Below are 22,779 nucleotides of genomic sequence, written 5' to 3'. Positions count from 1 at the left end.
AAAAAACCTATGCTGCGTACAACATTTCATATTGGAATGCTTCGGAAAATTCCTTTCTAGTCAAGCTCAGTAGCTCGCTGAGGCAACCTTTCATAGGCATCCGGACGACAGGGAAGATCGGCATCCTCGCTTTTTGCCTGGGTGAAGATATCGGTTTTTCCTATCGTCGGCGGTGAGGCTGCGGGCGTTTCAAAAACAAGAGTGGGAGCTTCGCATGATCAGAAATATCATCCTGGCGGCAGCCGTATCGCTGGCTGGCCTTTACTCAAATGGTGAGGCGTTGGCGCAGGACGCGCTCCATATCCGCATCGCAACCGAAGGCGCCTATGCGCCGTGGAACTATACGCTGCCGGATGGCACGCTTGCCGGCTATGAGATCGACCTCGCCAAGGAATTGTGCAAGCGCATGAAGGCGCAATGCGAAATCATTGCGCAGAACTGGGACGGGATGCTGCCGGCGCTGAACGCCGGAAAATTCGATGCGATCATCGCCTCCATGGGCGTAACGCCCGAGAGGGAGAAAGTGGCCGCGTTTTCGGATCCCTATTCCACCGCGCCCAACGCTTTCCTGGCGCTGAAGGGCAGCGGTTTGGCAGGAGCCCTGCCCTGGCATGACAAATTCGATCTCCGCGACAAAGCCCCCGGATCAAAGGACATTGTCGAAAAGCTCGACCTGGCGCTCAAGGGAAAAGTCCTCGGCATCCAGGGATCGACGACCGCCGGTAAATTTGTCGACCAGTATCTGAAGGACGCAGTCACGGTCAGATCCTACAAGACGCAGGACGAAGCCAATCTCGATCTTCTGGCGGGTCGAATCGATCTCACAATGGCCAACATCACGGTTCTCGCCGAGGCGCTGAAACGGCCTGACATGGCTGAGGCGGAGCTCGTGGGACCGACTTTTCTCCTGGCCAGCGGGACAAGCGTGGCCTTTCGCAAGAGCGACACTGCGTTGAAGGACAAGTTCAACGCTGTGATCCACGAGGTCAACGCCGACGGTTTCAACAAGGCGCTGACGGAAAAATGGTTCGGCGTCGATATCTCCGTGAAGGACTGAACGAACGAGCGCGATCAGCTTCGCGTCTCTCCGCGATAGTCTCCACCTGATGAGCGACCGCCACCGGGTCGCTCACTTCGCACCTCCCATGCAGCTTGTTTCAGGGATGTCAGCCCGCAATGACAGCTTCCGATTTCGTTCTGGGATTTGGCGAAGCCGGCTGGGGAGCGGCACTGCTTCAAGCCGCGATGATGACGCTTGCCGTGGCATTGACCGGCTACGCCTTCGGCCTCCTGGTGGGCAGCTTCGGCGCATGGGCAAAGATCAAGGGCGGAATTCTTCCGCGGTTGATCGCCGATGCCTACACCACGGTGCTTCGCGGCACACCGGACATCCTCGTCATCTATCTTTTCTATTTCGGTTCAAGCGCGGTTTTGACACCGCTGGCCGGCCTGTTCGGCATTTCGGGTTTCATCAGTCTGCCCGGCTTCATGGCCGGAGCGCTGGCGATCGGGCTGGTGTCCGGTGCCTATCAGGCCGAAATCATGCGCGGCGCCTATCGCGCGGTCTCGCCCGGAGAGATCGAAGCGGCGATCGCCGCCGGCATGTCCCGTATGACAATGTTTCGCCGCATCGTCGCGCCGCTGGTGCTGCGGCATGCACTGCCTGGCCTCGGCAACGTGTGGCAGCTGGTGCTCAAGGAATCAGCCTTGGTCTCGGTCACCGGGCTCGTGGAAATCCTGCGGCAGGCGCAGATTGGTGCGGGATCGACCGGCCAGCCATTCACATTCTTCCTCGCCGCCGCCGTTCTGTATCTGGCCATCTCGTCGTTCTCGACATGGCTTCTGCGGTGGACCGAGGGACGGCTCGCACTCGGCGCGAGGCGGGCCTGATGGACATTCCGTTCCTCTACGAGACACTGCTGAAACTTCTGACGGGAGTGCCGCTGACATTGCAGCTCGCCGCATCCTCCGTGGGCTTGGGTGCCGTTCTGGCCGTCATGCTCGCCCTGGCGCGACTGTCCGGTTGGCGGCTGCTCGCCTGGCCCGCGTCCTTCTACGTCTTCATCTTCCGCTCCACGCCGCTGCTGGTGCAGATCTTTCTGATCTATCATGGGCTTGGTCAGTTCCATGCAGTGCGGGCCAGTTTTCTCTGGCCTCTCCTGCGCGAACCCTACTGGTGCGCGCTCATCGCCTTGACCTTGAACACCGCAGCCTATTCCAGTGAAATCATTCGCGGTGCCTTGCTGTCGGTTCCATCAGGCCAGATCGAGGCCGCGCGGGCCTGCGGCATGTCGGCCTTCACCCTCCACCGCCGCATCGTCTTCCCGCTTGCCTTGCGCCACGCCTTGCCGGGCTACGGCAACGAGTTCATCCTGATGATAAAATCGACGGCGCTGGCCTCCATCATCACCCTGATGGAGGTGACCGGCCTGGCAGCGCAGCTCATTTCCGAATCCTTCCGTGCCATCGAAATCCTGATCGTCGCGGCCGCGATCTATCTCTTCCTCAATTTTACCGTCACGCGGCTCGTTCAGTGGGCCGAATACGCGCTGAGCGCCGATCTAAGGCCGCCTCCGGCTGCGGCCCCCAAGCAAGGAGGAATCCTATGACCGACCAGCTCAAGCCGGCCGTGCGCCTGACGGAACTGCGTAAGAGCTTCGGCGCCTTCGAGGTGCTCAAAGGCATCTCGCTCGAAGCGATGGAAGGTCATGTCGTCTCCATCCTCGGCTCCTCCGGTTCCGGCAAGTCGACGATGCTGCGCTGCATCAACATGCTGGAGACACCCGATAGCGGGCGGATCGAAGTCGGCGGAGAGACCATCCGCCTGACCACTGCCGGCGGCAGGACGCGGCCGGCCGACAGGCACCAGTTGCAGCGGATGCGCGCGAGCATCGGCATGGTGTTTCAAAGCTTTAATCTCTGGTCTCATATGACGATCCTGGAAAACCTGATCGAGGCCCCAATCCATGTCCAGAAGCGTCCCCGCGCCGATTGTGTCGCGGAAGCCGAAGCGCTTCTGGAAAAGGTCGGCATTGCCGAGAAGCGCAATCATTATCCCGCCCATCTCTCCGGCGGTCAGCAGCAGCGCGCGGCCATCGCCCGTGCGCTGGCCCAGCGCCCGAAGGTCATGCTTTTCGACGAGCCGACCTCGGCGCTCGACCCGGAGCTTGTCGGCGAGGTCCTGCGTGTCATGCGGGCGCTCGCCGAGGAAGGACGGACGATGCTGGTCGTTACCCATGAAATGGGCTTCGCCCGGGACGTCTCCAGCAAGGTCGTGTTCCTGCACAAGGGCGCGGTCGAGGCGGAAGGCTCTTCCCACGACATGTTCGCCGCCGGCCGGTCCGAATGCTTCCGGCAATTCCTGTCCGGCGGCAACGGTTTGAAGTGAGCCGACCTTCCCACGCATGCGATACACACGACAAATATCTGAGAAGGAACTGACAGCATGACCACACAGGCCACCGCGTCTGAAATCGTGATCGTCGGAGGCGGCATCTACGGTACGAGCCTTGCCTACAACCTGGCGCAGGCCGGCCGGACCGTGACGTTGCTCGAGGCCGACGGCATCGCCGCCGGCGCATCGGGTGGCTCCGGTGAGCGGGGCGTGCGGGCAAACAGCCGCGACTTGCGCGAACTGCAAATGGCAGCTGTCAGCTTTCCGCTCTGGGCGAAGTATCAGGAACAGTTCGAAGGCGGCGTTGGCTACCGCCGGATCGGCGGCCTTCATCTCTTCAATATCCCGCATGGCGCTCACGAGCATGAAGTGCGCGGCACCATGGAAGCCATGGCCATGACACAGAACGCGCTAGGCGTTCCTTCCCGGCTTCTCACCCGTGACGAAACGCTGGAACGCGAGCCGGAATCGTCAGGGGATCTGATCGGCTCGATCTACTGCCCGCATGACGGTGTATGCGATCACACCTTCGCCACGCTGGCCTTCGCCAAACAGGCGCGCAAGGCCGGAGCGAGCCTGCGCACAGGCACGCGCGTCACCGAAATCCTCCACACCAAAGGGAAGGCAACGGGGGTGAGACTGGCGAGCGGCGAAGTTGTGCCGGTTGGGGAAAAACTCGTTCTCCTGGCCAACAACGGCGTCCTGCCGCTGCTGAAACCGGTTCTCAAGCCGCAGGAAATCATGCCCGTCATCACCCTGATGCCGCAGATGATGTTCGTCACCAATCCGCACGGCAAAAAGATCAATCATCTTCTCGGCCATGCCCACCGCAAGCTATCGGTGAAGCAGCTCCCAGATGGCACGTTGATGCTTTCAGGCGGCCAGAGCGTTGCCCATACGCCGGAGGGCCGTTGGAAGGGGTCGCTCAGTGCGACAGCGCTCAGCCTGACCGATGCCATCGCGACCTTGCCCTTCATCGACGAGTCCGCCTTCCTGAAGGTCGATGCTTCCCGCGTCGAGAGTTGTGCGGTCGATGGCATCCCGATCGTCGACACGCCTGCTGCCTTGCACAACACCATCTATGGGTTTGCCTGGACCGGCCATGGCTTCGCCATCGCCCTTGGCTTCACCAAATACCTCGCGGACTGGATCGTCAGCGGTGAAAAGCCGCAAGCGCTCGAAGTCTTTTCGGGAAGACGGTTTCATGGGCCGCATTCCAACTAGGGCGTCGCTTCCAATTGCCTCTATTGGCCGCCACCCTGTCCGAGACCGTCGAGATACACCTCGAAGTACCATCTTGCCAAAATCGACGTCAGGGTAAACTTCCGCTCCGGAGCGACGATCAAGGACAGCGGCGGAATGCTCTTGTCGCCGAGCGGCAGACAAGCAAGGTCATCGCTCGCCCCGGTCGATGATCTGTCGGAAATGGCGGTCAGGCCAAAGCCGCAGCCTTCCCGCACCATCAGCCTCATCGCCGGATGGCAACCCATCGCGGAAACGTTCCTGTGACGCGCTGCCGCAAAGACCCGACACACGTCCGGCCGGCGAAAAGCAACGTTTTGCACATCAAATAGTCGGCTCTGGAATTTCAACCGAAAATCGAGCATGATGCGAGTTGGTATTTCGCAGGCCTGCTTCGCGCACCGCGAAATATCCGGAGGAACGGGACATGGCCGTAGCGCTTGTACTCGTTTTGATCGTTGTGGGCTCAGTGTTGTTTCACCTCCTGAGCCCATGGTGGTGGACTCCGATTGCCTCGAACTGGGCCTATATCGACAACACCATCATCATCACCTTCTGGATCACCGGCGTCGTCTTCGCCGCCGTCGTTCTCTTCATGGCCTACTGTGTGTTCCGGTTCCGGCACAAGGAAGGCAACCGCGCCGCCTACGAACCGGAGAACAAGCGGCTCGAATCGTGGCTGACGATCGTCACCGCAGTCGGGGTTACGGCGTTGCTGGTTCCCGGCCTGTTCGTCTGGAGCCGGTTCGTCCACGTCCCAAGCGATGCAACCGACGTCGAAGTCGTCGGCCAACAGTGGCAGTGGAGTTTCCGTCTGCCCGGCAAGGACGGCAAGCTTGGCACATCCGACACCCGCGACGTCACCGCAGACAATCCGCTGGGCGTGATCGCCAGCGATCCCAATGGTCAGGACGACGTCGTGGTCGAAGCGGCTGACCTGCATCTGCCGGTCGGCAAACCGGTTAAGATGCTGCTCCGCTCCATCGATGTGCTGCATGATTTCTATGTGCCGGAATTCCGCGCCAAGATGGACATGATCCCGGGCTCGGTCACCTATTTCTGGTTCACCCCGACCAGGACCGGAACCTTTCAGGTCCTGTGCGCCGAACTTTGCGGCCAAGGGCATCCTCTGATGCATGGTGTGGTCGTGGTCGACACACAGCAAGACTACGTTGCCTGGCTTGGCCAGCAGCAGACTTTCGCGCAGTTGTCGGTACCCAAGCAAACGGGCTCGGCTGACCAGGCGCTGGGCAAGACGCTGGCGTCAGGTTTGAAAATTGCAGCAAGGCTCGAAACGGTCGGGTCTCGCTGAGAAGGACACGGAGGTGTTCCTATGGTCGACATCACGCCTGCAGATGGCATCCCGCCGGCCGAAGTCGCGGAGGTAGAACTCTACCATCCGCACAGCTGGTGGACAAAATACGTCTTCTCGCAGGACGCCAAGGTCATTGCCGTCCAGTATTCAGCGACAGCAACGGCAATCGGCCTGGTCGCCCTGGTGCTATCCTGGCTGATGCGGCTGCAGCTCGGCTTCCCCGGTACGTTCGACTTCATCACCCCGGAAGCCTACTACCAGTTCATCACTATGCACGGCATGATCATGGTGATCTACCTGCTCACCGCCCTCTTCCTCGGCGGCTTTGGCAACTATCTGATCCCGTTGATGGTCGGCGCGCGCGACATGGTCTTTCCCTATGTCAACATGCTGAGCTACTGGATCTACTTGCTCGCCGTGCTGGTTCTGGTGTCGAGCTTCTTTGCGCCCGGCGGACCGACGGGGGCTGGCTGGACGCTGTACCCGCCGCAAGCCATCATGAGCGGTACACCAGGCGGCCAGGACTGGGGCATCATCCTGATGCTCTCCTCGCTGATCCTGTTCATCATCGGCTTCACCATGGGCGGCCTGAACTATGTGGTGACGGTGCTGCAGGGCCGCACGCGCGGCATGACAATGATGCGCCTGCCACTGACCGTCTGGGGCATCTTCACCGCGACCGTCATGGCGCTGCTCGCCTTTCCGGCGCTGTTCGTCGCCAGCGTGATGATGCTGCTTGACCGCGTCCTGGGCACCAGTTTCTTTATGCCGGCGATCTCCGAGATGGGCGAGCAACTGCCGCACAATGGCGGCAGCCCGATCCTGTTCCAGCACCTGTTCTGGTTCTTCGGCCATCCCGAGGTCTACATCGTGGCGCTGCCGGCCTTCGGCATCGTATCCGACCTGATCAGCACCCATGCGCGCAAGAACATCTTCGGCTACCGGATGATGGTCTGGGCCATCGTCGGCATCGGCGCGCTGAGCTTCGTGGTCTGGGCGCACCATATGTATGTCAGCGGCATGAACCCCTATTTCGGCTTCTTCTTCGCCACCACGACATTGATCATCGCCGTTCCGACCGCCATCAAGGTCTACAATTGGGTGCTGACCCTGTGGCGCGGCGACATCCATCTCACCATACCCATGCTCTTTGCCCTGGCCTTCATCGTCACCTTCGTCAACGGCGGGCTGACCGGCCTGTTCCTCGGCAATGTCGTCGTCGATGTTCCGCTGTCCGACACGATGTTCGTCGTCGCCCACTTCCATATGGTCATGGGTGTCGCCCCGATCCTCGTCGTTTTTGGCGCGATCTACCATTGGTACCCGAAGGTCACGGGCCGGATGCTCAACGAGACCTTGGGCCGATTCCATTTCTGGGTCACCTTCCTCGGCGCCTACCTGATCTTCTTCCCCATGCACTACCTCGGCCTGATGGGCGTGCCGCGGCGCTACGCTGAACTGACCGACATGACGATCATGACGGAGTCGGCCCACCACCTGAACTCGTTCATCAGCATTATGGCGTTCATCGTCGGCTTTGCCCAAATGGTGTTCCTGTTCAATCTGATCTGGAGCATCCGCCATGGCCGCGAGGCCGGCGGCAATCCGTGGCGGGCCACGACTCTCGAATGGCAGACGCCGCACACACCGCCGGCCCACGGCAATTTCGGCAAGGACCTGCCGATCGTCTATCGCTGGGCCTATGACTACAGCGTGCCGGGCGCCAAAGAGGATTTCATCCCGCAGAACATGCCGGGCTCCTACGGCCCCTCAAGGGAGCCGGCATGAGCGTCATCATCGTCTTCCTGTTCGTCATCGCCGGCTTTGCCGGATGGTGGCTTTCACATCAGGGGCTGATGTCGAAGCCATGGCTCGAGCAAGGCGTGGCCGGAGATTTTGTCGGCCTCGACCGGTCAGCGCTGCCAACCGCCAAGATCGGCCTCGGTGTATTCCTCGCCGTCGTCGGCTGCCTGTTCGCGCTCTTCACCAGCGCTTATTTCATGCGGATGGCAGTGTCGGACTGGCAGGCGCTGCCCCTGCCGCGGTTGCTCTGGCTCAACACCGGCGTGCTGGTCCTGAGCAGCGTAGCCCTGCAATGCACCTCGGTCGCGGCGCGCAGGGGCCAGATCGACACCGTCAGGCTCGGCCTAGCCACCGCCGGGTTGACTGCGCTCGCCTTCCTGGTCGGACAGTTCATGGCATGGCGGCAGCTGACCGCCGACGGCTATTTTCTGGCCTCCAATCCAGCCAACAGTTTCTTCTACCTGATAACCGGCATGCATGGCCTGCACGTGTTGGGAGGGCTGGTGGGTCTGGGCAGGACCACCACGAGCGCATGGAAGGGAGCACGGCCGGAGCGGCTTCGCCTTGGCGTGGAACTATGCGCCATGTACTGGCATTTCCTGCTTTTCGTCTGGCTTGCCATCTTCGCGCTGCTGGCCGGCTGGGCCGCGACGTTCATCGACATTTGCCGGCAGTTGCTGACCTAAGGGGATCAAGCGGATGGCAGAGACACTGACACATATCGGCCAGACGGAGCCACGGCCCACAGGCTGGCGAGGCATTGCCGCCGATTGGTCCTCGGATCAGCGTGCGTTCAAGAACGTGTCCTGGGGCAAGGCCATGATGTGGATATTCCTGCTCAGCGACACCTTCATCTTCGGCTGCTTCCTGCTCTCCTACATGACCGCGCGCATGTCGACACGCGTGCCGTGGCCCAATCCGAGCGAGGTCTTTGCGCTTCGTATCGGCGGCTCGGATATCCCGCTGATCCTTATTGCCATCATGACCTTCGTGCTGATCTCCAGCAGCGGAACAATGGCCATGGCGGTCAACTTCGGCTATCGCCACAACCGCCGCAAGACGGCTATCCTCATGCTTCTGACTGCGGCACTCGGCGCGACCTTTGTCGGCATGCAAGCCTTCGAATGGACCAAGCTGATCACTGAAGGGGTGCGGCCCTGGGGCAATCCCTGGGGCGCCGCACAATTCGGTTCGTGCTTCTTCATGATCACCGGTTTCCACGGCACGCATGTGACGATCGGTGTGATCTTCTTGATCATCGTGGCGCGCAAGGTCTGGCGCGGAGATTATGACACCGGGCGGCCCGGCTTCTTCACCAGCCGCACCGGCCGCTACGAGAACGTCGAGATCATGGGGCTGTACTGGCACTTCGTCGATCTGGTCTGGGTGTTCATCTTCGCATTCTTCTATCTTTGGTGAGAGGCAGACATGGCTGAAGCAACCGCAAACGGCCTCGGACAACACGCACTTCATGCTGGTCATGCCCATGAAGCGCCGGCGGCCGTCACCCGTGCCGATGTGCATCAGGAACATCCGATCAAGCTCTATCTGGTAGTCTGGGCGTGGCTGTTCATCCTCAGCACCTGCTCCTACCTGGTCGATTATTTCGGCCTCCACGGCTATCTCAGATGGTCGCTGATCCTGATCTTCATGATCCTCAAGGCAGGGCTGATCGTCGCCGTCTTCATGCACATGGCCTGGGAACGGCTGGCGCTGGCCTATGCGATCATCCTGCCGCCGATACTCGTGCTGGTGTTCGTGACAATGATGGTCTTCGAAGCCGACTACACGCTTTTCACCCGGCTGGCATTTTTCGGAACCGGACCCTGACGCGCAAATCGCATTCAGATCTTGCCGCCGCGCCTCGAACCATCAGCAGCTGGTCCATTTTAGTACAGGAAACGACACAAGGAGAATGATTGCCCTCGTTTCCCCACGCGTCGCGAACTCCGGCAAAGGGAGGCCAAGATGACGATCGCAACCAGACTGAAGGACTTTATCGACGGGAAGGGAATTTCATACGACACCGTCGTCCACCATCGCACATCCACCAGCAGACAGTCCGCCATTGCAGCGCATATACCCGGCAGCATAGTGGCCAAATCGGTAGTTGTTCACCACGAACTCGGCTATGCGCTGGCCGTGGTTCCCAGCACGCACAGGATCGAGCTCGGCACACTGCAAGACGTCATGGACAAGCGTCTCGGGCTCGCCTCCGAAGACGAGGTGATTTCGCTCTTCGCTGATTGCGACACCGGCGCCATTCCGCCGATCGGCGCACCCTACGATGTGCCGGTGATTGTCGATGAAAGCCTTGGTGACGCCGCCGACATTTACTTCGAAGGCGGCGACCACAGAACGCTGGTGCATGTCAGCGGCGAGGATTTCCGCAACTTGACCATGGGCGCATATCGCGCCCGCTTCAGTCACCGGGCCGCCTGACGGCTTCGATCAAACTCGCACCGGCACCCTGGCCGGTGCGGTGAGGCAAAACGTCCTCAACTCGTCGGTCTGGCGGGCGACTCCACCACCTTGCGGTAGACATGCCAGGTGGCGTGACCGAGGATCGGCAACACGACGGCGAGCCCGACGAACACTGGCAGCGAGCCGATGATCAGGCCGACGGTGACGATCAGCCCCCAGACTGCCATCACGATCGGGTTCGCCAGGACCACGCGCACCGAGGTGTAGATCGCTTCATAGGCGCCGACATCGCGATCAAGCAACAATGGGAAGGCGACGACCGTCGTGCACAACACCACCACGGCGAAGACGAAGCCGATGGCGTGCCCCAGGATAATCAGCGTCCAGCCGCGTCCGGTGGCAAATATTGCTTTGATGAAGCTGGATATCGATTCCGGCGGAGCCGGGCCGAAAAGATATTCGTAGAACATCTGCGCCGTCAAAAGCCACGTGATGAAGATTGCAAATAGCATGATCCCTACCGCGGCGATGGCCGGCAGCGCCGGAGAATTCCTGACCTCGAAAGCGTGCCTCCAGGAGGTGTCGAGTCCGGCTTCCCGTCTACGGCTGATTTCATAGAGGCCTATCGCCGCGAATGGGCCAACCAGCGCAAAACCAGAAACCAGCGGAAACAACAACGGCAAAGCATTGGCGCCTGAAGTCCAAGCGGCGAGCACGACGCCCACGAGTGGATAGATCAGGCAGAGAAAGACGATATGCGACGGTTTGACCATGAAATCATCGACGCCCCGCTTGAGCGCGTCAAAAAGGTCGGAAACCCCGATCTTTCGAATTTTGGTATGTTCCAGCGTCTCGCTGGCGCCTGCTATCACATGAAAACTTGCCATGACCGTTCCTCCAGACTGGGTCCGGAAAGGTCGCGGTTTCGCGGTGCTGTCGTCTGCGTGACTGGCCACGCAAAACCGCGACCTGCACCGCCACCAATATACTCTCTTGTGGGAGACTTGTCGCCCGTTGTTGGCACGGACAGGGGGCCGAGCCGCACGGCTGGCTCTGGAGGCCATTCTTCGATATGTTCATGCAGCGCCGCGTGTCCCTTCTTTGGGCACGTACAGACGCTGACCACTTGGATTGGCGCATGATCCTTTGCCAACCGGAGATCGGCGAAGCAAAGTCGATCCCGATCTTCAGGATCATGCACCGGGTCGAAGGCGAAGGTCATGGACGCAAGGACGCTTGTCATACTCGGCCTTGGCATAATCATTCTGCTGTTGCTGGGATTCTGTGCGCTGCCATCGTGACAGCTCTGCAAGCGTCTTCGGCAGAACGGTTCGCGGACGGCGATCTGCACTCAAGCCCCGGCTGAGATCAACGCGCGCATGGCAATGGTGTCGGCAAGCAGCGCGGCAAAGATCGCAAAAAGATAGAAGATCGAATAGGCAAACAGCGCCTTGGCGGGTTTCAACTCCGTTTCGGAAGCGGCCAGAACCTTCCAGGAATGCCAGATGAAACCGGCACCCAATGCGGCCGAGGCAATTCCGTAGTAGCCGCTGGCGAATCCGAAGAGCCAAGGCAGCACGCCGACCGGCACCAGAAGCAAAGCATAGGCAAGAATTTGCCTTCGCGTCGAAGCAGGGCCGGCCACATTCGGCATCATCGGAATGCCGGCAGCGGCGTAGTCGCCAACCTTGAACAGCGCCAGCGCCCAGAAATGCGGCGGCGTCCACAGAAAGATGATCAGAAACAGGATGACGCTTTCAACGCCGACGGCGCCAGTTGCGGCCGCCCAGCCAATGACAGGAGGAAGGGCACCAGCCGCGCCGCCGATGACGATGTTCTGCGGCGTCGAGCGCTTCAGCCACATCGTGTAGATGACGATGTAGAAGAAGATGGTGAAGGCCAGCAGCGATGCGGCAAGCCAGCCCACCAGTACGCCGAGTGTCATGACCGAGAGGGCGGAAAGCACAAGGCCGAAGCCGAGAGCTTCGCCCGGCGTGACGCGGCCCGACGGAATCGGCCGCTTTGATGTGCGCGACATCAGCGCGTCGATGTCCGCGTCATACCACATGTTGAGGGCTCCCGCCGCTCCTGCTCCGATCGCAATCGCACCGATTGCAATCACGGCGATGACCGGATTCGTCGCGCCAGGCGCCACCATCAGGCCGACGAAGGCGGTGAATACGGCAAGCGCCATAACCCGCGGCTTCAAAAGCGCGAAGAAATCGCCCGCCGTCGCTTCCGAGAGGCGGATAGCGGTATCCTTGAGGCGGCTTTCCCCAGTCGACATCTCAGACGACCACCGATGGAAGCAGGCAAGCCGGGCCATGATCCCGAACTGAGCGCCCGCGTGGGCGAAAACTGGAACCCTGTTTTTGCTTACGCTGTCCTTTGATTCGGATAAGATCACGGTAAAACAAGGCGTTAGACGAATGGCGGAGGAGCCAGGTCACTTGGAGAACGTTTTCAGATAGGCAATGACGTTGGCCACGTCTGCATCGTTCTTGAGGCCGGGAAACGTCATCTTGGTGCCTTTGACCATGGCCTTGGGATCGTGAAGGTAGGTCGTCAGCGTTGGCTCATCCCATTTGATGCCGGATTTGCCTGCCGCAATCATGGCATCGGAATATTTAAAATCCGGATGCGTACCGGCCGTGCGGCCGATGACGCCGTGCAGCGATGGACCGATCTTGTTCTTGTCCTCGTTTGCAATGTGGCAGACTTGGCATTTGGTGAAGACCTTCTCACCAGCCGCGGCGTCTTGTGCCCGCGACGGATGCGCGATGAAGATCGTAACGGACACCGCAACGAAAAACGCTATAGCGCGCATGGCATTTCCTCCCTGATCGCCATTTATGCCTCGGACGATCGCGCCTAGGCAGAATATCTCTCCCCAGTGGAATTGCAGTACTTACATACCATGGAATCCAGGCGGCGGGTAGAAAAAGCCAAGCATTGCGAAGGTTTAGAACCCCGGCGCGCTCAAGGCGGATCCGTCCGGCAAGTCCCGGCAATCTGCTCGACCGCCTGTTCAAGCCCGGCAAGGTCGAAATCGGCCTGGCCGCGGCCTGACAACAATCCGAACCGCCAGGAAAGCGACAGCCGGCTTGCGGGAACAAGGCGCTTGATGCCGTCGGCGCCGTCGCGCACCAGCATCCGGCCGCGCGCCCCGACCGACCAACTCTCGTCGAACTTGCCGCCGCCGTCGACGGTGACAGACATGGTGATCTTGCGGCTGGCCGAAACCCCGTCGTTCAGTTGCAGCCATTCGCTCCAGCGCGGTTCGCCGTCTGCCCGGCAGGCAATGGTCAGCACCGGGCTGTAGCTCAGGGCGCCGCCACCCGTGATCAGTTTGTTGGTGCCATGAAGCGAAGCGGTGACAAGGCCGTCGTCGTCCGTGCCGAAGCGCCAGTCGCCGGCAAGCGCGTCGGCTTGGGCAAGATCACAGGCGAAGGCCAGAACGAGCGCCAGGGCGATGGTACGCCCCGTTTCGAAGAATAGGCTCAACGCCCCCTCCAGGAACCACACGGTTTGCAGCAACAGCGCAGATAGTGATTAGCGCTTGGTATAGCCAAGTGCCGCCTCCCGCGAAGCGAATCGGCTGTTGCAGTTTCGCAACGAAAAAGGCCGCCCCGAGGGCGGCCTTCGTCGATTCCATCAAGTGCCGAGACTTATTCGGCGTCCTTGGCGGCCTTTTTCTTCGGCGCGGCCTTTTTCTTCGGCTCTTCCGCCTCGTCCTCGTTCGCCTTGGCTTCAGCCTTCTTGGCCGCGGCCTTCTTCGCCGGCTTGGCCTTGGTCGTGGTTTCCGCGTCCTCGTCGTCAGCCATCAGCTCTTCCTTGCTGACCTTGACGTCGGTGACCGAGATCTGGCCGAGCAGATGATCGACCACCTTTTCCTCGAACATCGGCGCGCGCAGCGCATTCAACGCCTCGGGATTGTTGCGGTAGAACTCGAAAGCTTCCTGCTGCTGGTTGGCCGGGAAGCGGCGAACCTGTTCGAACAGGCCACGCTGCAATTCCTCGTCCGATACGGTGACACCGGCCTTCTCGCCGATCTCGGCCAGCACCAGGCCGAGGCGCACGCGGCGTTCGGCTAGACGCAGATATTCGGCGCGGGCTTCTTCTTCGGTCGTCTCCTCGTCGGCGAAGGTGCGGCCGGCGGCTTCCAGATCGCGGTTGACCTGCGCCCAGATGTTGTTGAACTCGGCCTCAATGAGCTTCGACGGCGCCTCGAAAGAATAGGCCGCGTCGAGCTGGTCGAGCAGCTGGCGCTTGACCTTCTGGCGCGTCATCGAGCCGAACTGGTTCTCGATCTGGCCGCGCACGATCTCACGCAGGCGCTCCAGCGATTCCAGGCCAAGGTTCTTGGCGGTCTCGTCGTTGATTTCCAGTTCGCCCGGCTTCGACACTTCCTTGACGGTGACGTCGAAGGTGGCTTCCTTGCCGGCCAGATGGGCCGCCTGGTAGTTTTCCGGGAAGGTCACGGTGACCTGCTTTTCGTCGCCGGCCTTGGCGCCGACCAACTGGTCTTCGAAACCTGGAATGAACTCCTTGGAGCCCAGCACCAGCGGCTGGTCGGTGCCGGCGCCGCCGGCAAAGGCCTCGCCGTCGATCTTGCCGACATAGTCGATGCTGACGCGGTCGCCTTCGGCGGCCTTGCCGGTCTTCGGCTCATAGCTGCGTGCGGATTCGGCGACGCGCTTGACCTGGTCGTCGATCTCGGTGTCCGGCACGTCGAACACCTGACGCGTCACCTTGATGTCGGAGAAATCCTTGATCTCGATCGCCGGAATGATCTCGTAGTTGAGGCGGAACTCGAAGTCGGTGCCGCCGGCCAGGATCTTCTCGGCTTCCTTCTCGTCCTCGGTCATGATGACTTCGGGCTGCATGGCCGCCTTTTCGCCGCGGCCCGTAATGATCGAACGGGTCGAATCGTTGAGGATCTCGTTGACCACTTCGGCCATGAACGACTTGCCATAGACCTTGCGCAGGTGCTGCACCGGCACCTTGCCCGGCCGGAAGCCGTTGATGCGAACCTTGTTGCGGGCGTCCGACAGCCGCGCCATCAGCTTGGCTTCCATGTCACCGGCCGGCACGGTGATCTTGATCTCGCGCTTGAGACCGGAGTTGAGCGTTTCGGTGACCTGCATCGTAAAACCTTTGTTTTCACCAATGAGACTGCCACGGCCTCTGCCGTTTACAGCCTGCCGGTATAATCTTGCCGGGAATGGCTTTTGGTACGGAACCTGGCGATTTGACCGAAATTACGGCTCAAACTCTCCCAAACTGCGTTCCAAAATGTGAATAAGTTCTTGTTTTTCCTACTTCTTATCACATTTTGTAGAAGCGGATCGTCGCGTCCCGTCACATTTGACACGCCTTTTGTCACAGGCGAGGCTAATTTTCAACAGTCTTCGCGTTTAGGCGAATAACCAACATTTTGGCCATGACCCGACATTTCGTCCCTGACATTGACAGAATGATGGCTACATGGGATTTGCCGGACCACGCGGGTATGGCGGAACTGGTAGACGCACCAGATTTAGGTTCTGGCGAGAGATCGTGGGGGTTCGAGTCCCTCTACCCGCACCACCCTTCGCTCTTCGAGCTTCGGGTGGCAGGCCACCTGAAATCGTTAGGTGAAAGAGTGTCCTCCGAGAAAAAGCGGCATTGTAGCGACGCTAGCTTCTGATGGCCTCGTCAATGACCGCTATCGCGTCGACCTCTATGAGGTAGCCTGGAGACATTATCGCTACCCCGACCACCACGTTTGCTGGTTTGTGATCTCCAAACAGCGAAATCTGCGCTTCTTCGATGATCGGAACGTGTTCATCGCGCCTATAATCGACAATGTAGATTGTGATCTTGCAAACTTGCTCAGGCCGAGCACCTGCCGCACGGAGCGCTCGGCCGAGATTGCCGAATGCCAAGCGCGCCTGCGCCGCAAAATCTCCATGCCCAACGAGCTTGCCGTGTATGTCTTCGGGCTGCTGACCGGAGACGAATACCAGCTTGGATCCCGTCGCGACGACAACCTGCGTGTACATTTCTGGAACTGGCAGATCATCGGGATTGATGAGTTCGAGCGACACTGAACAATCTCCTACTTCGTTCGACTGAAATCGACATTGGTGATCACCGCGTCGCTGGCACACAGGGCGATAGCGGCGATGCGCGTGGCAATCAGCGGCATGGCCCCGCGCTAACTCTTCCGGGCGACGCGCTAGCGCCAGCGCGCCGATTGTGGGTATGCAGCCTAGTACAGCGGTTCCTCGAACAGCGTCTTGTCGCCATCGACCAGCGCCTTGATCTGCGCCGTGCCGTCGCTGGCCAAGGCAAGCCTTATCCCGAACGGGCGCACCCGCATGTCGTTCTGGATCATCAGCCCCTCGCCTTCCGGCAGGTAGAACCGTTCGATGCCGTAGTCGGGCGCAATCGTCATGCCCTCGCCGCGAAGATCCCAGCCCGCTGCAACATGGCCCGATATATCCGCCTCATCCACAGCGGCTGGCGTCGGCGCCTTGCCGAACCAGGCGGTGGTCGGCGTCCAATAGCCATCGGCACCCTTCTTCAGGCGGACGACGATCAACGTGTCGTCGCTGGAAAGTTTATCGGCCGGAATGTTGGCGATCATCTTCACCGGTATGCGCGAGATGTCGTAGCCGAGGATGATATAGTCGCCGCGCAGCAGATCGCGCGGGTCGACGGGTTCGATCTTCAGCAGCACCTCCTTGCCGTTGCGCAGGATCGCCGCCCGGCCGGCGATGATCCAGCTGAGGAAACCTATCTGGACGAGCGCCAGCACCACCGCCGAGATAACAAGCCGCTTTCCGGTCATCATGCGGTGGCTCCTCCGGTGGCCGGACCTTTCATGCGTTTTTCGACGCGGATGATGACGATCGCCAGGATGCCGAGCATCACCGCGGCGGCTAGGAAGAAGCCGGCCGTATCGAGCATCGATTGCAAGGTCACGACATAGATCGTCGCGAGTTCGAAGGCGAAGCCGAGATAGGCAAGCCAGCGCATGCCTCGGCTCTCCCTTCCTGCCAGCACGAGAGCGGCGACGATGCCGGCCAGCGCGACGACCGAGGCGATGGTGAAACCGCTGTTGTAGGTGCTTTCGTCGGCCAGTTCGAACTGGATAATGGCCAGCCCGGTGAGGAAGCCGAGCAGCGCGTGCAGGGGCAAGCGGCCGCCAAGCTGCACGATCCGGTCGACCGGCTCCGGTGCGAAGACGGCAGCCGCGAAGAGCACGACAGAGACAATGACCAGGGGGATCGCCACCGGCAGCGTCGCGTGATTCCCGGCCAACAGCACGAGATAGAAGAGCAGCGACAGGATGATCAGGTGCCGCGCCGGCTGGCTGCGGGTCCAGAACGAGACGGCGAACAGCACGACCGCCATGATGACGAAGGCATGCGGAAAGTCGCTACGGCTGTAGTAGTCGAACCCTTTCAGGAACAGCCAGGCATCGGCGATACCGACCGCCGCGACGGTCAGCGGGTTCGACCGCAGCGCGACCGCCGCCAGCGCCGTGCCGGCACCCCAGGTGACCAGCGCGGACGCCTCGTCGCCGGACAAATGATACATCTGGCCGATCAGCGCGATCGAACCGCCGAAGGCAGCCGCCGCCACGATCCACAAGGCCTCGCCGATCGCCGCATGGTCGCGCGTCTTCAGCACCGCGCCGCCGACATAGCCACCAAGGATGATGGCAAAGAGCGCCGCCACCCGCGCCAGCCGCGGGATGGCATCCCAGTTGGCGGCGACGAAGATCAGGATGGCCGCGCCAAACAGCAGCGCCGCCATCATCGCCAGGATCGAACCGAAGCTCAGTGATTTGCGCGCGTTGGCCTCGACATCACGCGTCAGGGAATCGGCTGTGGCGGCGTCGATTAGGCCTGCCTGGTGCCACCGCGCGATATCGGACCTGACCCGTGTCGAGTAGCCCGCCATGCCCTGCCTCCCCAGCTAGGTCGTTTTTTCAGCCAAACCAGCCAAACCGTTGACGTCACGGCACTTTCTGATTCTGGCTTCTTTGTGTCAGGTCCGTGAAGGCGCGTTAATGTTGCATTGCACAATTTGCATTGCTGCCATGCAGCCATAGCGCTTTTAAATCGATATGAGCCCGCCTATTTATGGTTCGTACACAAACGGAATGATCCGCAAGAAAGACGAAACGAGAACTACCATGAACCTGATCCGCAACTACCGCAACTGGCGCCGCTACAGGGACACCGTGTCCGAGCTGAGCCGCCTGAGCAACCGTGAACTGACCGACCTCGGCATCAGCCGCAGCGACATTCCTTACGTCGCTCGCAAGGCGGTCTAATCCTTCGGACCGCAAATGGTCCGAACAAGTTTCCGAAGAGAGAACGACAATGAACCTGATCCGCAACTATCGTAACTGGCGCGTTTATCGCGAGACGGTTACCGAGCTGGGTCGCCTTTCGAACCGCCAGCTGCATGATCTCGGTATCGTCCGCGACGAAATCAAGATCGTCGCCCGCCGGGCGATCTAACAACGGAATTTCGCTGGGGTCGACCTCCTCCCCGACCTCCAGCGAACGGTCAGCCCTTATCCTCCTCCCGAGGGTTGACCACCAAAACGGCGCCCGCCGCACCTCCTCCCGCGGCGGGCGTTGTTTCCCCGGGGCAAAATGAATTTTGCTCCAAAGGGTTTCGCCCCTTTTAAAAATGGCGAAAGAGATTTCGTCAAAGCCGACCTCCTCCCCGGCGATGACGAATAGGCCCAACCTTCACCTCCTCCCGAGGGTTGGCCACCCAAACGGCGCCCGCCGCACCTCCTCCCGCGGCGGGCGTTGTTTCCCCGGGGCAAAACGAATTTTTGCTCCAAAGGGTTTTGCCCCTTTTAAAAGATAGCAAAAGAGATTTCGTCAAAGCCGACCTCCTCCCCGGCGATGACGAATACGGTCGATCTTCACCTCCTCCCGAGGATCGACCCCCAAAACGACACCCGCCGGACCTCCTCCCCCGGCGGGTGTTGTTGTTTTCGAGGCAGGCTTTCCCGATCAAGCGTTTCCCGTTACCGCCGCGCGACAATTGCAATCGCGGCGGCAAGCGATTATTCCGGCGCTCATGAGCAAAAACCCTATCCACATCATCGGCGGCGGTCTCGCCGGTTCCGAAGCCGCATGGCAGGCGGCGCAAGCCGGCGTTCCCGTGGTGCTGCATGAAATGCGCCCGGTTCGCGGCACGGACGCCCACAAGACCGATGGCCTGGCCGAACTCGTCTGTTCCAATTCCTTCCGTTCCGATGACGCCGAGAACAACGCGGTCGGCCTGCTGCATGCCGAGATGCGATTGGCCGGCTCTTTGATCATGAGCGCCGGCGACGCCAACCAGGTGCCGGCGGGCGGTGCACTGGCGGTCGACCGCGATGGTTTTTCTGAAACCGTGACGAAGATGCTCGAGGCACATCCGCTGATCACCATCCAGCGCGAGGAAGTGCCGGGCCTGCCGCCGGCGGATTGGGACCAGGCGATCATCGCCACCGGTCCGCTGACCGCACCGTCGCTCGCCCAGTCGATCGCCGAGGCGACCGGCGCCGATGCGCTCGCCTTCTTCGACGCAATCGCCCCGATCATCCATTTCGACACGATCGACATGGACATTTGCTGGTTCCAGTCGCGCTATGACAAGGTCGGACCGGGCGGCACCGGCAAGGACTACATCAACTGTCCGATGGACAAGGAGCAATACCTTGCCTTCGTGCAGGCGCTGGTCGATGGCCAGAAGACCGAATTCAAACAATGGGAAGGCACGCCCTATTTCGACGGCTGCCTGCCGATCGAGATCATGGCCGAACGCGGCGTCGAGACGCTGCGCTACGGGCCGATGAAACCGATGGGGCTGACCAATGCGCACAACCCGACGGTCAAGGCCTATGCCGTCGTCCAGTTGCGGCAGGACAATGCGCTGGGCACGCTCTACAACATGGTCGGCTTCCAGACGAAACTAAAACACGCCGAGCAGGTGCGGGTGTTCCGCACGATTCCAGGTCTGGAAAACGCCGATTTCGCCCGCCTCGGCGGCCTGCACCGCAACACCTACATCAATTCGCCAATCTTGCTCGACGCCTCGCTGCAGTTGAAGTCGCGCCCTGGCCTGCGCTTTGCCGGCCAGATCACCGGCTGCGAGGGCTATGTTGAAAGCGCCGCCATCGGCCTGCTCGCCGGCCGCTTCGCCGCCGCCGAAAGGCTCGGCCATGCACCGTCGCTGCCGCCGCTCACCACCGCCTTTGGCGCACTGCTCAACCACATCACCGGTGGCCACATCGTCTCCGAGGACGAGCCGGGCAAGCGCTCGTTCCAGCCGATGAACGTCAATTTCGGCCTGTTCCCGCCGGTGGAAGCGGTGAAGATCGAAGGCAAGCGCCTGCGCGGCAAGGATAAGACGGTCGCCAAAAGGCACGCCATCACATCGCGTGCGCTGGGCGATTGCCGGCAATGGCTGGGGTTGCCGGCCCAGGCGGAAGCAGCGGAGTAGCAAACCTTCGGATTGGACCCGAAGCAGAAAGTAGGATATCATCCTACTTCATACCTACGGGAGCCGTTCCATGGAATCCGCCGAAAAACTGTCCGTCACCGTCACCCCCGCCATGGCGCGCATGATCCGCGAGAAGGTCGAGGATGGGTCTTTCGGCTCTGCGAGTGAAGTGATCCGCGCGGCGCTCCGCGCCTTCCAGCGCGAAGAGGAAGAGCATGCCGAGCGGATGGCGTCGATCCGGGCGCGGGTAAAGGCGTCGATCGAGGATACGAGGCCTGCTGTTCCGCTCGACGAAGCAATCGACCGGGTAAAGAAGCGGATTTCGCAACTGGCGCAAGACCATGATGATCCAGCGCCTCGCCGTCGTTCTTAGCGAAAACGCAATCTCCGATCTCGAAACGATTGGCGCCTACATTCTTGAGAATAGCGGCAGCGAAAACATCGCCAACGGTTTTGTGGACCGGATAAATGAGCGGTGCCAGAAGATCGGCAATGCGCCCCGTGGTGGTCGCTCTCGCGACGAGATCTTGCCAGGACTGCGAGCCGTCCCGTTCGAGCGTTCCGCCGTCATCACCTATGTCATCGAGAGCGATGTTATCCGCATCGTCAACATCTTTTACGGCGGCCGCGACTATGAGACGCTGATGCGCGATGGCGGTTCGAACGAGCCCTCTTAGCAGCCAAAACAGCTATTCCGCCGGCTCGGCACCCACCATCGGCAGTCCCGGCTTGCCCGCCTCGCTGGGATTTCGCCTGACATAGGCAGCCTTCAGGCTCTCCGACGTATCGCGCGAACCGTCATGGCTCCAGCCTGGCGGCTTGATCAGATAGTTCAGGCGTTCGCCGAGCGTCAGACCCGGCGCAAACGCATCCCTGAACATGCCGATCCACTCGTGGAAGGCCACTTTCAGCGGGTTGAAGGTGCCGAGATTCTTGACGATGCCATAGCGCGGCCGGTCCTCCTCCAGCTCCTCGACGAAAGTGCCGAACATGCGGTCCCAGATGATCAGCGTGCCGGCATAGTTGGCGTCGAGATAGCGCGGATTGGTGGCGTGGTGGACGCGGTGGTGCGAGGGCGTGTTGAAGACGAATTCGAACCAGCCCCACATCTTGCCGATCGTCTCGGTGTGGATCCAGAACTGCCAGACCAGGTTGAAGCCGAAGGTGAAGGCAATCACCGCTGGGTGAAAGCCGAGCAGCACCAGAGGCGCCTGCAGCACGAACATGAAGGTGAACAGGCCCGTCCAGCTTTGCCTGAGCGCTGTCGACAGATTGTAGTGCTGGCTCGAGTGATGGTTGACATGCTCTGCCCACACCCAGCGCACCCGGTGCGCGATGCGGTGATAGACATAGTAGCGCAAATCATCCAGCAGGAAGGCGGTCAAAAAGACCCAGACCGACAGGCCGAGATTGAAGATGCGGAACTGCCACAGCCACAGCAGCGCCCAGTAGGAGACGACGCCGAGCAGCAGCCCGGCGACGACATTGCCGGTGCCCATCATCAGGCTGGTCAGCGTGTCGCGCGTCTCGAACGAGCCTTTCGCGCGGCCGCTGCGCACCAACCAGAGCTCGATCAGGATGGCGGCGACGAAGAACGGAATGGCCAGCTGGGTGACCTGCGGAAAATCATAGCTGTCCATCACGCGGCCTCTCTGGTTGCATCTGAGTGGCGTGCTTCAAGAGCCTTCAGCAAGGCCTGCGCATCGCCGGCATTGGCGAAGCGGAAGCGGCCGCCCTTCCAGGTGAAGTCCGTCAGCCGCATCAGAATTGTGTTCGTCTCGTCAGCGCTGGACACCTTTGTGTCCTCAGCCGTGACGATGCGGGTCAAAAAGCAGTCGCCGATGCTGTGAACAATGCCGATGCGCCCTCGTCCTAGCTCCAGAAATGCCGTCTTGGCGTCCGCCGTCAAGCGGATTGCTCCCGTCACTTCATCCGGAAAATCCTCGGCGAAGCGGCGCAAAGCCTGATCCGAGTTGGCCAATGTGGCCGCCTCGCTGCCACCGGTGAAATGCACCGCGGCAACCGACAGCGCAATACCAAGGACGACGATCGCGACCAGCACGGGCAAGCTCATGGATTTCCTCCGGGCCGGCCT

Annotated in this window: 27 protein-coding genes and 1 tRNA gene; 17 read left to right on the top strand and 11 right to left on the bottom strand. The window is 60.8% G+C overall.

Features of this window, described 5'->3' with window-relative positions; genetic code table 11:
• Positions 1 to 214: 214 nt before the first annotated feature.
• From DBIPINDM_RS34380 to DBIPINDM_RS34360, 5 genes are all read left to right on the top strand, one after another.
• Positions 215 to 1,057: a transporter substrate-binding domain-containing protein gene (locus DBIPINDM_RS34380; RefSeq protein WP_258583375.1), complete on the top strand. Its 843-nt coding sequence runs from the start codon at positions 215 to 217 to the stop codon at positions 1,055 to 1,057.
• Positions 1,058 to 1,176: 119 nt separating this feature from the next.
• A complete protein-coding gene (locus DBIPINDM_RS34375; protein ID WP_258583374.1) occupies positions 1,177 to 1,890 on the top strand; it encodes an ABC transporter permease in 714 nt (237 codons plus the stop codon).
• The gene (locus DBIPINDM_RS34370; RefSeq protein WP_258583373.1) at positions 1,890 to 2,609 is read left to right on the top strand and encodes an ABC transporter permease; all 720 of its coding nucleotides are present in this window, start codon (positions 1,890 to 1,892) and stop codon (positions 2,607 to 2,609) included. The genes DBIPINDM_RS34375 and DBIPINDM_RS34370 overlap by 1 nt, the downstream gene beginning before the upstream one ends.
• Positions 2,606 to 3,388 (top strand): ABC transporter ATP-binding protein, encoded by a 783-nt coding sequence (locus DBIPINDM_RS34365; RefSeq protein WP_258583372.1) that lies wholly within the window; start codon positions 2,606 to 2,608, stop codon positions 3,386 to 3,388. The genes DBIPINDM_RS34370 and DBIPINDM_RS34365 overlap by 4 nt, the downstream gene beginning before the upstream one ends.
• Before the next feature lie 57 nt (positions 3,389 to 3,445).
• The gene (locus DBIPINDM_RS34360; protein ID WP_258583371.1) at positions 3,446 to 4,618 is read left to right on the top strand and encodes an NAD(P)/FAD-dependent oxidoreductase; all 1,173 of its coding nucleotides are present in this window, start codon (positions 3,446 to 3,448) and stop codon (positions 4,616 to 4,618) included.
• Between the two features lie 20 nt (positions 4,619 to 4,638).
• On the opposite strand, the gene DBIPINDM_RS34355 is transcribed toward DBIPINDM_RS34360, so the two are convergent.
• Entirely contained in the window at positions 4,639 to 5,001 is a 363-nt protein-coding gene (locus DBIPINDM_RS34355; protein WP_258583370.1) for a hypothetical protein, read from the bottom strand.
• A gap of 62 nt (positions 5,002 to 5,063) precedes the next feature.
• Between DBIPINDM_RS34355 and DBIPINDM_RS34350 the strand changes: the two genes are divergently transcribed.
• From DBIPINDM_RS34350 to DBIPINDM_RS34325, 6 genes are all read left to right on the top strand, one after another.
• A complete protein-coding gene (locus DBIPINDM_RS34350) occupies positions 5,064 to 5,948 on the top strand; it encodes a cytochrome c oxidase subunit II (protein ID WP_258583366.1) in 885 nt (294 codons plus the stop codon).
• 21 nt (positions 5,949 to 5,969) lie between these two features.
• Complete coding sequence (gene ctaD, locus DBIPINDM_RS34345; RefSeq protein ID WP_258583364.1) at positions 5,970 to 7,739, top strand: cytochrome c oxidase subunit I; 1,770 nt, start codon at positions 5,970 to 5,972, stop codon at positions 7,737 to 7,739.
• Entirely contained in the window at positions 7,736 to 8,440 is a 705-nt protein-coding gene (locus tag DBIPINDM_RS34340) for a cytochrome c oxidase subunit 3 (RefSeq protein ID WP_258583363.1), read from the top strand. The genes ctaD and DBIPINDM_RS34340 overlap by 4 nt, the downstream gene beginning before the upstream one ends.
• Positions 8,441 to 8,453: 13 nt before the next feature.
• Entirely contained in the window at positions 8,454 to 9,173 is a 720-nt protein-coding gene (locus tag DBIPINDM_RS34335) for a heme-copper oxidase subunit III family protein (protein WP_258583362.1), read from the top strand.
• A gap of 9 nt (positions 9,174 to 9,182) precedes the next feature.
• Complete coding sequence (locus DBIPINDM_RS34330) at positions 9,183 to 9,584, top strand: cytochrome C oxidase subunit IV family protein (protein ID WP_258583361.1); 402 nt, start codon at positions 9,183 to 9,185, stop codon at positions 9,582 to 9,584.
• Between the two features lie 138 nt (positions 9,585 to 9,722).
• Complete coding sequence (locus tag DBIPINDM_RS34325) at positions 9,723 to 10,196, top strand: aminoacyl-tRNA deacylase (RefSeq protein ID WP_258583360.1); 474 nt, start codon at positions 9,723 to 9,725, stop codon at positions 10,194 to 10,196.
• Positions 10,197 to 10,252: 56 nt separating this feature from the next.
• Here DBIPINDM_RS34325 and DBIPINDM_RS34320 read toward each other — a convergent pair whose 3' ends face one another.
• The 5 genes from DBIPINDM_RS34320 to tig all read right to left on the bottom strand — a co-directional run bounded on the left by DBIPINDM_RS34320 (position 10,253) and on the right by tig (position 15,325).
• Positions 10,253 to 11,065: a DUF2189 domain-containing protein gene (locus tag DBIPINDM_RS34320; protein WP_258583359.1), complete on the bottom strand. Its 813-nt coding sequence runs from the start codon at positions 11,063 to 11,065 to the stop codon at positions 10,253 to 10,255.
• A 464-nt stretch (positions 11,066 to 11,529) separates the two neighbouring features.
• A complete protein-coding gene (locus tag DBIPINDM_RS34315; protein WP_258583358.1) occupies positions 11,530 to 12,465 on the bottom strand; it encodes a heme o synthase in 936 nt (311 codons plus the stop codon).
• A 159-nt stretch (positions 12,466 to 12,624) separates the two neighbouring features.
• Positions 12,625 to 13,005 carry a c-type cytochrome gene (locus tag DBIPINDM_RS34310; protein ID WP_258583357.1) on the bottom strand — a complete coding sequence of 127 codons (381 nt, stop codon included), beginning with the start codon at positions 13,003 to 13,005 and terminating at the stop codon, positions 12,625 to 12,627.
• Between the two features lie 152 nt (positions 13,006 to 13,157).
• Entirely contained in the window at positions 13,158 to 13,682 is a 525-nt protein-coding gene (locus DBIPINDM_RS34305) for a type VI secretion protein (RefSeq protein ID WP_258583356.1), read from the bottom strand.
• Positions 13,683 to 13,846: 164 nt separating this feature from the next.
• Entirely contained in the window at positions 13,847 to 15,325 is a 1,479-nt protein-coding gene (gene tig / locus DBIPINDM_RS34300) for a trigger factor (RefSeq protein ID WP_258583355.1), read from the bottom strand.
• Positions 15,326 to 15,684: 359 nt separating this feature from the next.
• On the opposite strand from tig, the gene DBIPINDM_RS34295 reads away from it, so the two are divergent.
• A tRNA-Leu gene (locus DBIPINDM_RS34295) sits at positions 15,685 to 15,767 on the top strand.
• A gap of 89 nt (positions 15,768 to 15,856) precedes the next feature.
• On the opposite strand, the gene DBIPINDM_RS34290 is transcribed toward DBIPINDM_RS34295, so the two are convergent.
• The 3 genes from DBIPINDM_RS34290 to DBIPINDM_RS34280 form a co-directional block, all read right to left on the bottom strand.
• Entirely contained in the window at positions 15,857 to 16,267 is a 411-nt protein-coding gene (locus DBIPINDM_RS34290; protein WP_258583354.1) for a RidA family protein, read from the bottom strand.
• A 164-nt stretch (positions 16,268 to 16,431) separates the two neighbouring features.
• Positions 16,432 to 17,016, bottom strand: coding sequence for a GDYXXLXY domain-containing protein (locus DBIPINDM_RS34285; RefSeq protein ID WP_258583353.1), 585 nt, complete (start codon positions 17,014 to 17,016; stop codon positions 16,432 to 16,434).
• Positions 17,013 to 18,131 (bottom strand): DUF2157 domain-containing protein, encoded by a 1,119-nt coding sequence (locus DBIPINDM_RS34280; RefSeq protein WP_258583352.1) that lies wholly within the window; start codon positions 18,129 to 18,131, stop codon positions 17,013 to 17,015. The genes DBIPINDM_RS34285 and DBIPINDM_RS34280 overlap by 4 nt, the downstream gene beginning before the upstream one ends.
• A gap of 235 nt (positions 18,132 to 18,366) precedes the next feature.
• On the opposite strand from DBIPINDM_RS34280, the gene DBIPINDM_RS34275 reads away from it, so the two are divergent.
• From DBIPINDM_RS34275 to DBIPINDM_RS34255, 5 genes are all read left to right on the top strand, one after another.
• Positions 18,367 to 18,507: a DUF1127 domain-containing protein gene (locus DBIPINDM_RS34275; protein WP_013531315.1), complete on the top strand. Its 141-nt coding sequence runs from the start codon at positions 18,367 to 18,369 to the stop codon at positions 18,505 to 18,507.
• Between the two features lie 49 nt (positions 18,508 to 18,556).
• The gene (locus tag DBIPINDM_RS34270; RefSeq protein WP_013895120.1) at positions 18,557 to 18,697 is read left to right on the top strand and encodes a DUF1127 domain-containing protein; all 141 of its coding nucleotides are present in this window, start codon (positions 18,557 to 18,559) and stop codon (positions 18,695 to 18,697) included.
• 577 nt (positions 18,698 to 19,274) lie between these two features.
• Entirely contained in the window at positions 19,275 to 20,684 is a 1,410-nt protein-coding gene (gene trmFO, locus DBIPINDM_RS34265) for a methylenetetrahydrofolate--tRNA-(uracil(54)-C(5))-methyltransferase (FADH(2)-oxidizing) TrmFO (protein WP_258583351.1), read from the top strand.
• Positions 20,685 to 20,754: 70 nt separating this feature from the next.
• Positions 20,755 to 21,057: a type II toxin-antitoxin system ParD family antitoxin gene (locus tag DBIPINDM_RS34260; RefSeq protein ID WP_179297921.1), complete on the top strand. Its 303-nt coding sequence runs from the start codon at positions 20,755 to 20,757 to the stop codon at positions 21,055 to 21,057.
• The gene (locus DBIPINDM_RS34255; RefSeq protein ID WP_258589415.1) at positions 21,029 to 21,361 is read left to right on the top strand and encodes a type II toxin-antitoxin system RelE/ParE family toxin; all 333 of its coding nucleotides are present in this window, start codon (positions 21,029 to 21,031) and stop codon (positions 21,359 to 21,361) included. Before DBIPINDM_RS34260 ends, DBIPINDM_RS34255 begins: the two co-directional genes overlap by 29 nt.
• A gap of 12 nt (positions 21,362 to 21,373) precedes the next feature.
• On the opposite strand, the gene DBIPINDM_RS34250 is transcribed toward DBIPINDM_RS34255, so the two are convergent.
• Complete coding sequence (locus tag DBIPINDM_RS34250) at positions 21,374 to 22,324, bottom strand: sterol desaturase family protein (RefSeq protein WP_258583350.1); 951 nt, start codon at positions 22,322 to 22,324, stop codon at positions 21,374 to 21,376.
• On the bottom strand, positions 22,324 to 22,758 hold the full coding sequence (locus tag DBIPINDM_RS34245) for a hypothetical protein (RefSeq protein WP_258583349.1): 435 nt from the start codon (positions 22,756 to 22,758) through the stop codon (positions 22,324 to 22,326). Before DBIPINDM_RS34245 ends, DBIPINDM_RS34250 begins: the two co-directional genes overlap by 1 nt.
• Positions 22,759 to 22,779 lie beyond the last annotated feature (21 nt).

The sequence above is a fragment of the Mesorhizobium sp. AR02 genome, assembly GCF_024746835.1.
GTDB lineage: Bacteria > Pseudomonadota > Alphaproteobacteria > Rhizobiales > Rhizobiaceae > Mesorhizobium.
This window is presented reverse-complemented; position numbering and strand designations above follow the sequence as displayed.